This window comes from Winslowiella iniecta (assembly GCF_001267535.1).
Taxonomy (GTDB): domain Bacteria; phylum Pseudomonadota; class Gammaproteobacteria; order Enterobacterales; family Enterobacteriaceae; genus Erwinia; species Erwinia iniecta.
Genome location: NZ_JRXE01000019.1, coordinates 25,787 through 40,668 on the forward strand (window position 1 = coordinate 25,787; position 14,882 = coordinate 40,668).

16 protein-coding genes, 1 pseudogene and 1 riboswitch are annotated in these 14,882 nt (G+C 52.4%); of the genes and pseudogenes, 10 read left to right on the plus strand and 7 right to left on the minus strand.

Annotated features, from left to right (window positions below; all coding sequences use genetic code 11):
• On the minus strand, nt 1–1,080 hold a 1,080-nt coding region (gene yebS / locus NG42_RS14095), incomplete at its 3' end, for a membrane integrity lipid transport subunit YebS (RefSeq protein ID WP_052900089.1).
• Nucleotides 1,081–1,324: 244 nt separating this feature from the next.
• Here yebS and NG42_RS14100 point away from each other — a divergent pair.
• The 4 genes from NG42_RS14100 (at nt 1,325) to htpX (ending at nt 5,779) form a co-directional block, all read left to right on the plus strand.
• Nucleotides 1,325–1,825, plus strand: a complete 501-nt coding sequence (locus NG42_RS14100; protein WP_052900090.1) for a GAF domain-containing protein — start codon at nt 1,325–1,327, stop codon at nt 1,823–1,825.
• A gap of 96 nt (nt 1,826–1,921) precedes the next feature.
• Nucleotides 1,922–2,605, plus strand: a complete 684-nt coding sequence (gene proQ, locus NG42_RS14105; RefSeq protein WP_052900091.1) for an RNA chaperone ProQ — start codon at nt 1,922–1,924, stop codon at nt 2,603–2,605.
• Between the two features lie 19 nt (nt 2,606–2,624).
• On the plus strand, nt 2,625–4,655 hold the full coding sequence (prc, locus tag NG42_RS14110; protein WP_052900092.1) for a carboxy terminal-processing peptidase: 2,031 nt from the start codon (nt 2,625–2,627) through the stop codon (nt 4,653–4,655).
• A 245-nt stretch (nt 4,656–4,900) separates the two neighbouring features.
• Entirely contained in the window at nt 4,901–5,779 is an 879-nt protein-coding gene (gene htpX, locus NG42_RS14115; protein WP_052900093.1) for a protease HtpX, read from the plus strand.
• A gap of 58 nt (nt 5,780–5,837) precedes the next feature.
• Here the strand turns inward: htpX and NG42_RS14120 are convergent, their stop codons facing one another.
• Nucleotides 5,838–7,214, minus strand: a complete 1,377-nt coding sequence (locus NG42_RS14120) for an MFS transporter (RefSeq protein ID WP_052900094.1) — start codon at nt 7,212–7,214, stop codon at nt 5,838–5,840.
• Between the two features lie 197 nt (nt 7,215–7,411).
• On the opposite strand from NG42_RS14120, the gene kdgR reads away from it, so the two are divergent.
• On the plus strand, nt 7,412–8,203 hold the full coding sequence (gene kdgR / locus NG42_RS14125; RefSeq protein ID WP_052900095.1) for a DNA-binding transcriptional regulator KdgR: 792 nt from the start codon (nt 7,412–7,414) through the stop codon (nt 8,201–8,203).
• Between the two features lie 46 nt (nt 8,204–8,249).
• Here kdgR and NG42_RS14130 read toward each other — a convergent pair whose 3' ends face one another.
• Nucleotides 8,250–8,486 (minus strand): YobH family protein, encoded by a 237-nt coding sequence (locus NG42_RS14130; protein ID WP_052900096.1) that lies wholly within the window; start codon nt 8,484–8,486, stop codon nt 8,250–8,252.
• A gap of 239 nt (nt 8,487–8,725) precedes the next feature.
• Here NG42_RS14130 and NG42_RS14135 point away from each other — a divergent pair, with 239 nt between their 5' ends.
• The 5 genes and pseudogenes from NG42_RS14135 (at nt 8,726) to rlmA (ending at nt 11,935) form a co-directional block, all read left to right on the plus strand.
• Nucleotides 8,726–8,998 carry a YebO family protein gene (locus NG42_RS14135; RefSeq protein WP_052900097.1) on the plus strand — a complete coding sequence of 91 codons (273 nt, stop codon included), beginning with the start codon at nt 8,726–8,728 and terminating at the stop codon, nt 8,996–8,998.
• Between the two features lie 29 nt (nt 8,999–9,027).
• Nucleotides 9,028–10,032, plus strand: coding sequence for an MBL fold metallo-hydrolase (locus NG42_RS14140; RefSeq protein WP_052900098.1), 1,005 nt, complete (start codon nt 9,028–9,030; stop codon nt 10,030–10,032).
• Nucleotides 10,033–10,570: 538 nt separating this feature from the next.
• A pseudogene (locus tag NG42_RS23550) lies at nt 10,571–10,715 on the plus strand (DUF2627 domain-containing protein).
• Nucleotides 10,716–10,727: 12 nt separating this feature from the next.
• Nucleotides 10,728–10,937: a transcription antiterminator/RNA stability regulator CspE gene (cspE, locus tag NG42_RS14145; RefSeq protein WP_001062678.1), complete on the plus strand. Its 210-nt coding sequence runs from the start codon at nt 10,728–10,730 to the stop codon at nt 10,935–10,937.
• Nucleotides 10,938–11,119: 182 nt separating this feature from the next.
• On the plus strand, nt 11,120–11,935 hold the full coding sequence (rlmA, locus tag NG42_RS14150) for a 23S rRNA (guanine(745)-N(1))-methyltransferase (protein WP_052900099.1): 816 nt from the start codon (nt 11,120–11,122) through the stop codon (nt 11,933–11,935).
• Here rlmA and mntP read toward each other — a convergent pair.
• The 4 genes from mntP to NG42_RS14170 all read right to left on the minus strand — a co-directional run.
• Nucleotides 11,932–12,492 carry a manganese efflux pump MntP gene (gene mntP, locus NG42_RS14155; RefSeq protein ID WP_082203892.1) on the minus strand — a complete coding sequence of 187 codons (561 nt, stop codon included), beginning with the start codon at nt 12,490–12,492 and terminating at the stop codon, nt 11,932–11,934. The genes rlmA and mntP overlap by 4 nt on opposite strands.
• Before the next feature lie 12 nt (nt 12,493–12,504).
• A riboswitch (yybP-ykoY riboswitch) is annotated at nt 12,505–12,679 on the minus strand.
• 215 nt (nt 12,680–12,894) lie between these two features.
• The gene (locus tag NG42_RS14160) at nt 12,895–13,353 is read right to left on the minus strand and encodes a DUF986 family protein (protein WP_052900101.1); all 459 of its coding nucleotides are present in this window, start codon (nt 13,351–13,353) and stop codon (nt 12,895–12,897) included.
• A 98-nt stretch (nt 13,354–13,451) separates the two neighbouring features.
• Entirely contained in the window at nt 13,452–14,297 is an 846-nt protein-coding gene (locus tag NG42_RS14165; RefSeq protein ID WP_052900102.1) for a PTS mannose transporter subunit IID, read from the minus strand.
• 16 nt (nt 14,298–14,313) lie between these two features.
• On the minus strand, nt 14,314–14,882 hold a 569-nt coding region (locus NG42_RS14170; RefSeq protein ID WP_052900181.1), incomplete at its 5' end, for a mannose/fructose/sorbose family PTS transporter subunit IIC.

Genomic DNA, 14,882 nt, shown 5'->3' on the forward strand with positions numbered 1-14,882 from the left:
CAGCGCAATCACAAACAGATCCAACATTGACCAGCGTCCTACCCATGTCACCACACGCAATAAGCGTACACGGGTCTTCAGACCTTGCTCACACTTAAAGTGGATGCTGAGCAGTAAGGTCAGCAACACAATCACTTTGGTAAATGGCACCAGAATACTGGCGATAAATACCACCGCCGCCACCGGAATATTACCGGACGCCAGCGAAAGAATGCCGGAAAAAATAGTATCTTCCTGCCGCGAGCCGTTGAGATAAATCACGGAAATCGGCAGCAGATTGGCAGGCAGCAGAAATATAATCGATGCTATCAGCGCCGCCCAGGATTTTTGCAGACTGTGGCGACGGCGAAAACGCAACGGAGTATGGCAACGTGGACAGCGGCCGCGCGCATCCGCCAGACCGGTGTGATGGCAATTCAGGCAGACCAGTAATTTCTCCGGCGCAACCTGCGGCTCTGGCTGGGGATAGAAGCGCTGCCACAGCTGCTCCACATTTAGATGGATCAAGGTGACCAGGCTGAGAACGGTCAGCACAATATAGGCCAGCAGCCCGGTACCCAGTTGCAGGTCGGCATAATCCTGCACTTTAATCGACGCCACGGCGATCCCCACCAGATAGATATCCAGCATCACCCACTCTTTTAGCCGATCAAGCATCAGCAGTACCGGCCGCAAGTTCATGCCGAGACGCTGACCAAAAAACAGATAGATAATCGCGGCAACCAGCGTAACCGGTGCGCCAACGGTGCAGAACGCCACCATCGAGGCGCTGATCACATTACCCTGTTCGGCCATTTGCAGAATGCCGCCCAGCAGGCTGGCACTGATATTGGTGCCAAGCAGGCGGATATCGACCAGCGACAGGCCGAAAGCAAATGGCATCAGCAAAATCATGGTAACGGCCATCGCTGTCAGGCGTGTCATTGACCAGTCGCGGCCATTAAGAATTTTGGCGTTACAACGCGGACAGTGCGCCGACTGACAGGATTTCACATCCGGTAAGGAAAAAAGGGTATCGCATTGCGGGCAACGCTGATAACGTTCTTGGGGCAGGGCATGGCTGATTGCGTGAATTTTCATATTATGAGGATGCGTTGCCCATGTAATGCCAATAATAAGCAGAAATTGTTATCAAAATCGTGCTCTTAAGCGATGCGATAAACACCGGGACACTGCTAAAGTGTGCGGCAAACCCGTGCGGAAGATCCTAAGGTTATCTGAACTGACGTTATGATTCATCGTGTCGGCCTGGGCAATTAATGCTTATTTTAACGAGTGTCGCACTAAAATGGCGCGCCTCAACAGTATTTACAATGGTTAATAAATGAACAAACAAGAATTTTATACGGATTTAAACCGTGATTTGCGCGCGTTAATTGCTGGTGAAACCAGTTTTCTGGCTGCCATGGGCAATTGTAGCGCGCTTTTATATGAACGTCTTGATGGTGTTAACTGGGCAGGGTTTTATTTGCTCACGGAAGAGAACACATTAGTACTGGGTCCGTTTCAGGGCAAAATTGCCTGCGTACGTATTCCTGTCGGTAAGGGCGTATGTGGCACGGCAGTTGCAGATAACCAGGTACAACGTGTGGATGATGTGCATGCGTTTCCGGGTCATATCGCTTGTGATGCCGCCAGTAATGCCGAAATTGTGCTGCCGTTGGTGGTTGATGGCGAAGTTATCGGCGTTCTGGATATCGACAGCACGGTTTATAACCGCTTCGACAGCAACGATGAAATTGGCCTGAAAACCCTTACTGACGGGCTTTGCGAAGTACTTGCGGGTAGTGATGTGAAAAAATTTATTCATATGAAACGCACCTAAAGAGCTGGATCACGTAGCAATTGCCGCCTGGCTCATTATAATGTCGCCTGTTCATGCCTGCGCTGGTTGGCAAACCCGTTGTAATCAGGAAATTTCATGGAAAATCAACCTAAGTTGAATAGCAGTAAAGAAGTCATCGCCTTTTTGGCAGAGCGTTTTCCACACTGCTTTAGCGCCGAAGGCGAAGCACGACCGCTCAAAATCGGTATCTTTCAGGATCTCGTCGAACGTGTGCAAGGTGAAATGAATCTGAGTAAAACTCAGCTTCGTTCCGCATTGCGCCTGTATACCTCCAGCTGGCGTTACCTTTACGGTATTAAAGCTGGCGCGACACGCGTCGACCTGGATGGCAATGCCTGTGGTGAACTCGACGAACAACACGTTGAGCATGCGCGTAAACAGCTTGAAGAAGCGAAAGCACGTGTTCAGGCTCAGCGTGAGCAGCAGCAGGCGAAAAAACGTGAAGCCGGTGAAGAGACCGCCCCACGTCGCTCGCGTAAACCTGCGCCACGTAAACCTGCAGCAGAAGGCGAACAGCCGCGTAAGGCTCGTCCTAAAGCGCCGCGCCCTGCTCAGGAACGTGCCGCGCCAGTTGAACGCGAACCGCGTCCTCAACCGGTTACCGATACTTCAGCATTGCAAGTCGGCCAGAGCATTAGAGTCAAAGCAGGTAAAAGCGCAATGGATGCCACCATTCTGGAAATCTCCAAAGATGGCGTTCGGGTGCAGCTGGTTTCCGGCCTGGCAATGATCGTGCGCGCAGAACACTTGCAGTTCTGAAACGGAGGCCAACCAGGGCATGAACAACTTTTTTAGAACGACAATTATTGCGGGCCTGCTTTTTGCAGGCCATGCATTCGCTGCGGAAAATATTACCCGCGCCGACCAGATTCCACAGCTGCATCAGGAACCGCAACACGCCACCGTCAGTGAACGTGTGACTTCCCGCTTTACCCGTTCTCATTATCGTCAGTTCGATCTGGATAAAGACTTCTCCGCCAAAATTTTTGACCGCTATCTGAATATGCTGGACTATAGCCATAACGTGCTGCTGGCTTCCGATGTGGCGCAATATGCGGACAAGAAAAGTATCCTCGGTGACGAGTTTAAATCCGGCCAGTTGCCGGTGTTTTTCGATTTATACAACCTGGCGCAAAAGCGCCGGTTCGAGCGCTATCAGTACGCGCTGTCGGTACTGGATAAGCCGATGAATTTTACCGGCAACGACACCATTGACCTCGATCGTGGCAAAGCGCCATGGCCGAAAAGCGTTGCCGAGCTGAATGCGTTATGGGATGCCAAAGTCAAATATGACCAGCTGAGCCTGAAGCTGACCGGTAAAGAAGAGAAAGAGATTCGTGAGATTCTCACCAAACGCTACCAGTTTGCCATTCGCCGTCTGGCGCAGAGCAACAGCGAGGACGTGTTCCAGCTGGCAATGAATGCCTTCGCCCACGAAATTGACCCGCACACGAACTACCTTTCACCGCGTAATACCGAACAGTTTAATACCGAGATGAGCCTGTCGCTTGAAGGGATTGGCGCGGTATTGCAGATGGATGATGACTATACCGTGATTAACTCCATGGTAGCGGGCGGTCCGGCGGCGAAAAGTAAGGCGATTACCGTTGGTGATCGTATTGTGGCGGTCGGCCAGCCGAATAAGCCGATGGTTGATGTGATCGGCTGGCGTCTTGACGACGTTGTCGCGCAAATCAAAGGCCCGAAAGGGAGTAAAGTGCGTCTGGAAGTCTTACCGGCAGGTAAGGGCAGTAAAACCCGCATTGTGACGCTGACGCGTGAGAAGATCCGCCTTGAAGACCGTGCGGTGAAGATGTCGGTGAAAAACGTCGGTAAACAGAAAGTCGGCGTGCTGGATATTCCGGGCTTCTATGTCGGTCTGACTGACGATGTGAAAGTTCAGCTGCAGAAATTGCAGAAACAGAATGTGAACAGCGTGGTGATTGACCTGCGCACCAACGGCGGTGGCGCGTTGACGGAAGCCGTCGCGCTCTCTGGCCTGTTTATCCCAAGCGGCCCGGTGGTTCAGGTGCGTGATAACAATGGTAAAGTGCGCGAAGACAGCGACACTGACGGCATTGTTTACTACAAAGGCCCGTTAGTGGTGCTGGTAGATCGCTTTAGTGCTTCGGCGTCTGAAATCTTTGCGGCGGCGATGCAGGATTATGGCCGTGCGCTGATTGTTGGCGAACCGACCTTCGGTAAAGGCACCGTGCAGCAGTACCGTTCGCTAAACCGTATCTACGATCAGATGTTGCGCCCGGAATGGCCTGCGCTCGGTTCGGTTCAGTACACCATTCAGAAGTTCTACCGTATCAACGGCGGCAGTACGCAGCGTAAAGGCGTCACCCCTGATCTGCTGATGCCAACCGGCGTCGAAGCGGTGGAAACTGGCGAGAAGTTTGAAGATAACGCGCTGCCGTGGGATAGCATTTCGGCCGCCACTTATGTGAAAACCGGCGACCTGAAACCGCTGGAGCCACAGTTGCTGAAAGATCATCAGCAGCGTATCGAGCAGGATCCTGAGTTCCAGTACATCATCAAAGATATTGCCCGCTTTAATGCGCTGAAAGACAAGCGTAACTCGGTGTCGCTCAATCTGGCGCAACGCGAGAAAGAGAATCACGAAGAGGATGCGCTACGTCTGCAACGTATTAATGCGCGTTACAAGCTGGAAGGCAAAAAGCCGCTGGCCGATCTGGATGATTTACCGAAAGAGTATAAAGAGCCGGATCCGTATCTTGATGAAACGGTGAAAATCGCCAACGACCTGGCGCAGCTCGAATCAGGTCAGCCGGCAACGAAATAGCCGCTGACTGATAAGTAAAAAAGGCACTGCTCCGGCAGTGCCTTTTACTTTCTGATGACCACACTTTAATGCCGCTTATCACTGAAAACCGGCCAGCGATTATTCCCCGCGCAATGCCGGTGATAAAATGTAAAGTTATGTCTTTTTAGACACTTAAACGTTAAGGTCGCTTGAAATGCTGATGGTTACCCATACGATGTATATCCGAATACCGGCACTAAGCTAACTGAGGAAGATTAAATTTTATGATGCGTATTGCTCTTTTCCTGCTAACCAACCTTGGCGTAATGTTGGTTTTCGGGCTGATTCTCAGCCTGACAGGGATCCAGTCAAGCAGTGTTCAGGGCCTGATGATTATGGCAGGCCTGTTTGGCTTCGGCGGTGCGTTTGTTTCACTGCTGATGTCGAAATGGATGGCACTCCGTTCCGTTGGCGGTGAAGTGATTGAACAGCCTCGCAATGAAACGGAACGCTGGCTGATGGAAACGGTGGGGCGCCAGGCGCAACAGGCGGGCATTGCGATGCCGCAGGTTGCTATTTATCACGCACCCGATATCAACGCATTTGCCACCGGCGCACGTCGTGACGCCTCACTGGTGGCCGTTTCTACCGGTCTGTTGCAGAACATGAGCCGTGATGAAGCGGAAGCGGTACTGGCGCATGAAGTCAGCCATATCGCCAGCGGAGATATGGTCACCATGACCCTGATTCAGGGGGTGGTGAACACCTTTGTGATCTTTATTTCGCGTATTATCGCGCAGGTGGCGTCAGGCTTTCTGTCCGGCAACCGTGATGAGGGTGAAAGCAACGGTAACCCGATGGTTTACTTTGCGATTTCCATGGTACTTGAACTGGTGTTCGGCATTCTCGCCAGCATTATCACGATGTGGTTCTCACGTCATCGTGAATTCCACGCAGATGCGGGTGCGGCGCGCCTGGTCGGTCGTGAGAAGATGATTGCCGCGTTGCAACGTCTGAAAACCAGCTACGAGCCGCAGGAAGCCAGCAGCATGATGGCCTTTTGTATTAACGGCAAAAACAAGTCGTTCAGCGAGATGTTTATGTCGCATCCACCGCTGGATAAGCGTATCGAAGCCCTGCGCAGCGGTGAGTATCTCAAATAATACTCCAGGGGTGGCGTTTTCGCCGCCCCTGGATTGCGGGGGCCTTTTGGCCCCTTTTTTATTTCCCGGCGCGCGGCTGCGTCATACGCATTGCGCTGACAATCGCTGCGGCGCTGGAGAAGCAGCCCGCCATAATCAGTGACGCGTGGGTGCCGTGGGTATCAAACAGATTAAACATCAGTGCCACCAGCGCAGCACCGCTGGTTTGCCCCAGCAGGCGCGCAGTACCCAGCATCCCGCTGGCACCGCCACTGCGGTTGCGCGGTGCGGAAGAGATAATCGTATGATTGTTAGGTGACTGGAACAGGCCAAAACCGGCCCCACACAACATCATTCGCCAGATAATATCCAAATCGCCCGGTGCGGCGGGCAACAACGCCAGCGCAAACAGACCGGCGGCAAACATCGCCAGACCAATCCCTCCCAGCAGACCGGCGTGGTAACGCTCAATCAGACGCCCGGCAATCGGTGCCGTCACCATCGTCGCCAGCGGCCACGGCGTTAACAGTAAGCCGGTGGCGACTTCATCACGTCCCAGCACGCTTTGCAGATAGAACGGCAGCGAAACCATGGCCAGCATCTGTGCGCAGAATGAACAAACGGAAGTGCAAATCGACAGCGAGAAAATCGGAATGCGCAGCAGATCAACCGGTAACAGCGGGAACGGCATGGTGAGCTGACGCCGGATAAACAGCACGCCGACCACCAGCAGTGCCACCACTTCTGCGGCAATAATTTCCCAGCGCTGCCCCTGTGCCGCGCCGCTTAGCGCAGAAATCAGCAGGCCAAAAGTCAGGGCATTCATCACTGCACTGGCCAGGTCAAAACGCTGCCCTTGTGCTTTCTGCGGGTTGTCCGGCAGGAAGCGCAGCGCCAGCCACAGCGCAGCAATACCCACCGGGACATTGATAAAGAACAGCCACTGCCAGGACGCCACTGACAGTACCGCCGCCGCCACCGTCGGACCGGCGGCCGTCGAGACTGCAACGATCAGCGAATTGATCCCCATCCCGCGCCCAAGATGGCGCTGCGGATAGATAATGCGGATCAGCGCGGTATTTACACTCATCAGTGCGGCACCGCCAAAGCCCTGTAACACCCTGGCGAAAGTCAGCATCTCCAGCGAACTGGAGAGCGCACACAGCAGCGAGGTGCAGCTGAAAATCACCAACCCCCACTGATATATGCGGCGATAACCGAGGATATCGCCGAGAAATGACAGCGACAGCAGTGAAACGATAATCGCCAGCTGGTAAGCATTGACGATCCAGATTGATTGCGCCGGGCTGGCCTGCAATTCGCGGGCAATGGTTGGCAGAGCAACATTAGCAATCGCACCGTCCAGTACTGCAACGGTAATGCCCAGCGCAATAGCGACAATCGCGCCATAGCGCTTCGGGACGGGTAAACCATCCATCTGTGAGGTTTGTGACATAAGGAAGAATTAATCATGAGTGTGAATATCATCATGCTAATGGCTTTCTCTTGCTAATGCATGGCATTTAGCAGGAAAACTTTCTCCGGCCCGGTTCGCACAAACTGCGTGATTTAATTGCGATATCGGCAACCCCACACGTATACTAGAAATAGTGTTCCATTTTTTGTAAAACAATTTCAGAAAGGTTGTTATTTATGGCCAACGCAGATCTTGATAAACAGCCCGACTCCGTCTCTTCCGTACTGAAAGTGTTCGGCATTTTACAGGCGCTGGGCGAAGAGCGTGAAAACGGCATTACCGAACTGTCGCAGCGCGTGATGATGTCCAAAAGCACCGTCTACCGTTTTCTGCAGACCATGAAGTCACTTGGCTATGTCTCGCAGGAAGGCGAATCGGAAAAATATGCTCTGACGCTGAAATTGTTTGAGCTGGGTGCGAAAGCGCTGCAAAACGTCGATCTGATCCGCAGCGCCGATATTCAGATGCGTGAGCTGTCGCGCCTGACCAAAGAGACCATCCACCTCGGCGCGCTGGAAGAAGACAGCATTGTCTATATCCACAAAATCGACTCGATGTATAATCTGCGCATGTATTCGCGCATAGGCCGTCGTAATCCGCTGCACAGCACCGCGATTGGTAAAGTGCTGCTGGCATGGCGTGATACCGCTGAAGTGCAGGAGATCCTGCAACACGTTGAGTTTACCCGCAGTACCGCGCGCACCCTCGGCAGTACCGAAGAGCTGTTACCGGTGCTGGAGAAGGTGAAAGCGCAGGGTTTTGGCGAAGACAATGAAGAGCAGGAAGAGGGCTTACGTTGCATCGCGGTGCCGGTATTTGACCGTTTTGGCGTGGTGATTGCCGGACTGAGCATGTCATTCCCGACCATTCGCTTCTCGGAAGAGAATAAAAAAGATTATGTCAGCATGCTGCATCGCGCGGCGAGTGCGCTGTCATCACAGATGGGTTATCACGACTATCCATTCTGAATCTGATGTAGCTGGCGGCAGGTGCGCGCCAGCTTTTCATCGTCAATCAGTTATCAACCACTTCAGCCGTTTTCTTCAGGATTGGGCAGTCAGTGACGCCAATAATCCCGCTGTCGGTATGCAGATATTGTGCCGAGACCATACCGCGTGCGGTCAGGTACTGACACTGTAATCCCATGCCTGCGGCATTTTTGTTGCTGCCGGTCAGTACACCGTAACCCGTCAATAACATCGCCAGCCAAATAATCGCCAGTACAATGACGATACGAATAATCATTTTCATTTTTGTCTCCATATTGAATCAGGCTGTTCCTCATCATCAGCCATCGCGCTCAGCATAGCACCATGCCGTATGCCGCACATCCCGTCGATAAGAGGATACTGAAAGCCATGAGTAAAACTCAGATTTCGCCACCAAATTATGTGAGCTATCTATCAATTCACCGCCGAGCGAGTAAAATCGATGAGTTGCATTGCGCACTTTGCAGCGACCTTTGAAAGTACGGTAACACTGAGGCTTGTATGAATGAGATGGCGAATGGCGTGATGGGTATTGCGTCGATGGGATTTATTGCAGCGCTGGTGATTGTTGGCCTGATAGCATGGTTTTTTATTAATCGCGCCAGCGTGCGGGCCAGTGAGCAGATTCGTCTGCTGGAAGCGCTACTGGACGAGCAGAAAAAGCAAAATGCGCTGTTGCGCCGCCTGACGGACAACGTCAGCGGTAGCGAGAAGAAGAGTGCAGCGGAGCAGCAGGACCAGAAAGATTTCACCCGCCTGATTCCTGAGCGATAAGCCGTACACTGTGGTGAGGAGCGTGTAATATGGCCTGGAAAAATCCGTGGTATGACCCGTCTAAAGCGCATCATACGCCAGAGGGCTTTTGTAATCCGGAGCCTGATTTACGTCAGCAGGGCGATTTAGCGCGCTGGCGCAAGGAGCGCAAAGCGCAGGGGCTGCCGTTTCCGCCCGCCGCCGGGTATGCCGATTTTATCTCCCGCTGGTGGCAACCAGCCGATCTCACTGGCGATCAAGACGCCATCTGGTGGCTGGGGCACGCTTGTCTGATGCTGCGCATCGATCAGCGCTATACGCTGATCGACCCGGCGTTATCCAGGCGCGCTTCGCCGCTGCGCTGGTATGGGCCTGCGCGTAAAACGCCCGCCGCGCTTGATATCGATGATTTACCGCGGCTGGATGTGGTGCTGATTTCGCATAATCACTATGATCACCTTGATCGCCCGACGATAAAGAAAATTTTGCGTCGCTTTCCTGAGGTGCAGTTTTTGGTGCCGCTCGGCCTGAAGCCGTGGTTTGTCCGCCAGGGCGCACGTCATGTCAGCCAGTCAGACTGGTGGCAGGCGACCCAACTGTCAGGCATGACCATTCATGCCGTACCGGCTCGCCACTGGAGCATGCGTACCCTGCGAGATCGTAATCGCTCGCTGTGGTGTGGCTGGACAATTAGCGCCAAAAACCTGAATTTCTGGTTCAGCGGCGACAGCGGTTATTCCGAAAATTTACTCGATATTCCGCGCCGACTCGGGCCGTTTAATCTGGCTGCGCTACCGGTCGGTGCTTATGCACCAAAATGGTTTATGCAGGGGCAGCATATGGATCCACAGCAGGCGGTTTCCCTGCATCGCGATCTTGGTTGCCCGCTGTCGATCCCGATTCACTGGGGCGTGTTTGAGCTGGCCGATGAGTCGCTCGATACGCCGCCGGCAGAACTGGCGCACTCGATGCAGGCGGCAGGGCTTGATTCTCAACGCTTTCAGGCGTGGAGAATAGGAACAAGAAAGCTGATTAATAATATAATCCAGGAATAATCGCAGCGTTAAAGATATCAACATCAGGATATTCCACTCATCACATTTTTTATAACCCTGACCTCGACCAGATCAAATAAACTGAAAATTTATCAGCGTTGCATTTATTTGGGGCAGGGTGAAAAGTCGATTCCTGATTTTGGTGCAAATTAGCATTAATTTGTACTGCGGCAGATTTCTTGTACAAGTTACACGGCAATCTTTCAGCCTCTTACCGGCGTTTTAATCAGAATATACGCACGCTCTTTGCAATATTTATGCAATATTTATACTTAATAGTAATGAGTTAGCGTAAGGTCGCATTAGACGAAACCTGAAGTTTAGGATAAAGTATTCTGGACGTTAAAGACATACTGGGTGGGCCTTTCCTGCCTGGGTTGTATGTCAGCTTTGCCTGGAAGCGTGCATATTTGTGCATTCCGTGCCGTTAGTCGTTTCAATAATGTGCGACAGGTCGATCACTGTTTAAAAATGGCTTGCCATTAATTAAAGGATATGTGATAACGCTTTCTGGGTAAAACGAGGTACAGTTCTGCTTATGTGTGGCATTTTCAGTAAAGAAGTTCTGAGTAAAGACGTTGACGTTGAATACCGCTTCCTTGCCGAACCTTAAATTAGTGCCTCATTCAGTAATGTCTCTGGTTTCTCAGTAAGTAAGCCTCCGGGCGAATAAAACAATCTAAGGAATTTGCAAAATGGCAAAGATTAAAGGTCAGGTTAAGTGGTTCAACGAGTCTAAAGGTTTTGGTTTCATTACTCCTGCTGACGGCAGCAAAGATGTGTTCGTACACTTCTCTGCAATCCAGGGTAACGGCTTCAAAACTCTGGCTGAAGGCCAGAACGTTGAGTTCGAAATTCAGGATGGCCAGAAAGGTCCAGCTGCAGTTAACGTAACTGCAATCTGATTTTGATCTCAGCCTCAGCGTTGTGGCTGAATCCATAACGCCGCTGAATCTGAATTGTGAAAGCCCCGTCATTCGTGACGGGGCTTTTTTGTTGCGCCGGGTATAATTGTTAGTGGATTACTGACGCACGCGGGCGATGAAAGGTGTAAACTGCCGCCCTGATTTTTTGCCGGAGAGCCTGAATGCCGTACCTTTGTCCACTTTGTCAGCAACCGCTGGCGCTTGTCGAGCGCAGCTGGCGCTGCACGAATCAACATCAGTTTGATTGCGCGAAAGAGGGCTACGTCAATTTGTTGCCGGTACAGCATAAGCGTTCTAAGCAGCCGGGCGACAGCGCAGAGATGATGCAGGCGCGCCGTGAGTTTCTCGATGCCGGGCACTATCAGCCGTTGCAGCAGCGGGTTGCCGCGCTGCTGGACAGCATCCTGCCGGCGCAGACGGTCAACCTGCTGGATATTGGCTGTGGCGAAGGGTATTACACTGAAGCGGTCAGCCAGTGCTTGTCGCAGCGCACTACTCGGCAGGTGTATGGTCTTGACGTATCGAAAGTCGCGATACGCTATGCCGCAAAGCGCTACCCGGATATCAGCTTCTGCGTCGCGTCCAGCCACCGCTTACCTTTTGCCGATCGCTCGATGGATGCGGTGCTGCGTATATATGCGCCGTGCAAAGCCAGCGAACTGGCACGCGTCATCCGTCAGGGCGGGTATCTGTTAACCGTTGCGCCTGGGCCACGCCATCTGTTGCAGTTTAAAGAACTGATCTATCAGCAGGTGAAACTGCATGAGGAGAGCGAGGAGCAGCCGGAAGGCTTTACCCGCGTCGAACAGAGTGCATTAAGTTACCCGATGACGCTGAACGGTGAGGAAGCGGCGGCACTGTTGCAAATGACGCCTTTCGCCTGGCGCGCGCGCCCGGAAGTGTGGGGACAGCTGGTGGGTGAAAAGGCTTTTGCCTGCGAAACGGATTTTGTGCTGACGCTGTGGCAGCGCGATTAAGCCAGGCTGGAGTAAAGAATATTACAGCCGATGCCGATCAGCACCACGCCGCCGAGGATCTCGGCACGTTTGCCGAGTATCGGCCCGATAAAGCGGCCGACCATAATACCTGCCGTCGACATAATCAGCGTGGCCATACCGATCATCAGCGCGGTTTGCAGAATATTTACTTGCAGGAATGCCAGACTGACGCCAATCGCCATTGCATCAAGACTGGTGGCGATGGCGGTCATCACCAGCAGCCAGAAGCCGTGTCGATGCACTGGCTGGCACTCGCTGTTCTTACCGCGTAGCCCTTCGGCGATCATTCGCCCACCGAGAAATGCCAGCAGGATAAATGCAATCCAGGTGTTCCAGCTGACCACAAACTGCGTGGCAAACTGACCAATACTCCAGCCAATTAACGGCGTGATGGTTTCGATCACGCCAAAGATTAAGCCGGTACGCAGCGCTTCGGAGAAACGGGGTTGATGCAGGGCGGCACCTTTACCGATCGAGGCGGCAAAAGCATCCATTGACATGCCAAATGCAAGAATAAGCGTTGCGGAAAGATTCATCGAAGTCGTAACCCCGGCCGGGACATCCATATACACGTGCGCCATCCCCAACCTTACATGGGCACGTGTCTATGGTCTCGCCTTCCCGCTGCGGGCCGCACCTGCCACGTTTATATCTAAACGAGTATGTTGACAGATGCATTTCTGACGAAGCGTCAGAAATCGGCTACTCCCCAATGACGCTGGCTACATTATCACAGCAGAAAATGAAGGCAAATTAAAATTGGTTATTTTTAGCGGGAAGTGATAACTATTTTCATTAATTATGCAACACTTTCAGTTACTGATTAAATTAAGCGCAATGTTATTACGGTTTTAGCAGGAAAATAATATCCTGATTTTAAGTAATGTTTAAAATAAGCATGCAAAGGATATGATTTATACTCTTTGCTATATTTTAACTTATTGATTTTCTACCATTACCTTATAGATTCTTTCCAGATCGTCTAATTCTCTGACATGAATCAGCAGGCGGCGATGCTCTAATTGCATCACCAGCACGCCATCTTCCGATAAATTCATACTGTTGATGCGGGAATAAGCAATCCAGACGTTAGCGTAGAAAAAGCCTTGCGGTTTCAACAACAATTTGGGGCGGCGAATCCAGAACAGATAGATAGCGATGAACGCCAGTATCATTAGCAAGGTGGTGGTTACCTGCGGCCCCTGGGCAGAAACATTATGGTAAAGCAGAATAGCGATTAAGCCGATAAAGATCAGGCTATCCAGCTTGTTACGACGCTGCAACAGCACTTTCAGGCGGGTTTTGCCACGCAGGCGATCCATCAGTAATTCATCATAAATCGCGTACAGCAGAAACAGGGCGATAACGGCAATGATGAGGTAATCAGTTAAAGACATACTACAGCTCCGTGAAAGTCGTTTTGTCAGCGTTCGGCGCAAGCGCTGACAAAAAGCCTCTGTAATAAAACCGGGAGTCAGGCTCCCGGTTCAGCGGTTTACAGTCCGAGTAAACCAATCCAGTAGCCGAAGATACCAATGGCAAAGAAGCCCATGATAATCCACAGCGCATTCACTTTACGCCGCAGCAGCCACATACAACCAAAGGTCAGCAGCAGCGGCACCAGTCCCGGCATCAGCTGATCGAGAATGGTCTGTACCGTGGTGACATTGGTCTGGCCGGTCTGGTCGGTTATCCTCGACACCACCAGCGGAATATTGACATGCGTCCACTTATTGACCAGTGCCCCCATGACAAACAGGCCGAGAATTGACGCCCCCTCGGTCAGTTTTTGCAGGAAGCCGCCGCCCATATCGTTAACGATATCGACACCTTTCTTATAGCCATACGCCACGCCATAGTAGCGCGTTGCCAGACGCACCAGGTTAAACAGCACAAAGAACAGTATTGGACCCAGCAGGCTACCGCTCATGGCGATACCGGCACCGAGTGCGGCAAACACCGGACGTACCGTACCCCAGAAGATCGGATCGCCGACGCCCGCCAGCGGCCCCATCAGGCCGACTTTAATGCCGTTAATCGCCGCATCATCAATCGGTGCCCCGTTGGCGCGCTGCTCTTCCATCGCCATGGTCACGCCGAGCACCGGGGCGGCCACATACGGATGGGTGTTAAAGAACTCAAGGTGGCGCTTAATTGCCTGTTTACGCTCGTCGTTATTTTCCGGGTAGAGGCGACGAATCACCGGCACCATCGAGAAGCAGAAGCCGAGCGCCTGCATACGTTCAAAGTTCCATGATCCCTGGAACAGATTTGAGCGCAGGAATACACCGCGAATATCACCGGGTGTGAGTTTTTTTTGCGTGGTAGTGGTATCAACCATTTCTCTCACCTTTTCCTTAGTCTAATTCGTTATCGAGATCGTTTTTGGCTGGGCCAGATGCTGCTGCACCGGCGACGCGGTTATATTTCGGGCTGAGCTGGATATACAGCACCGCCATTACTACCCCAATCACACCCAGCGCAACCAGGTTGAAGTCAGTAAATGCTGCGGTTACGAAGCCGAGGTAGAAGAACGGCATCAGGTATCCGGCACGCATCATGTTGATCACCATCGCGTAACCGACTACCACAATCATGCCGCCCGCGATATTCAGACCATTGGTCACTACATCCGGAATCGAGTTCAGCAGGTTGTGTACCACGCTGGTGCCGACGGACACCGCGACGATCAGCGCCGGGATGGCAATACGCATCGCCTGAAGCACTAACGCCGACACGTGAATCCAGCTAATGGCGGTCAGATTGCCTTTCTCTGCCGCTTTATCAGCGGCGTGCTGGAAGGCAACGGTAATGGTACGCACGATAATGGTCAGAACCTGGCCTGCGGCGGCCAGCGGAATCGCCAGCGCAATACCGGCTCCGACGCTTTGCCCACCGGCAATAACCAGAATGGTCGAAATAATCG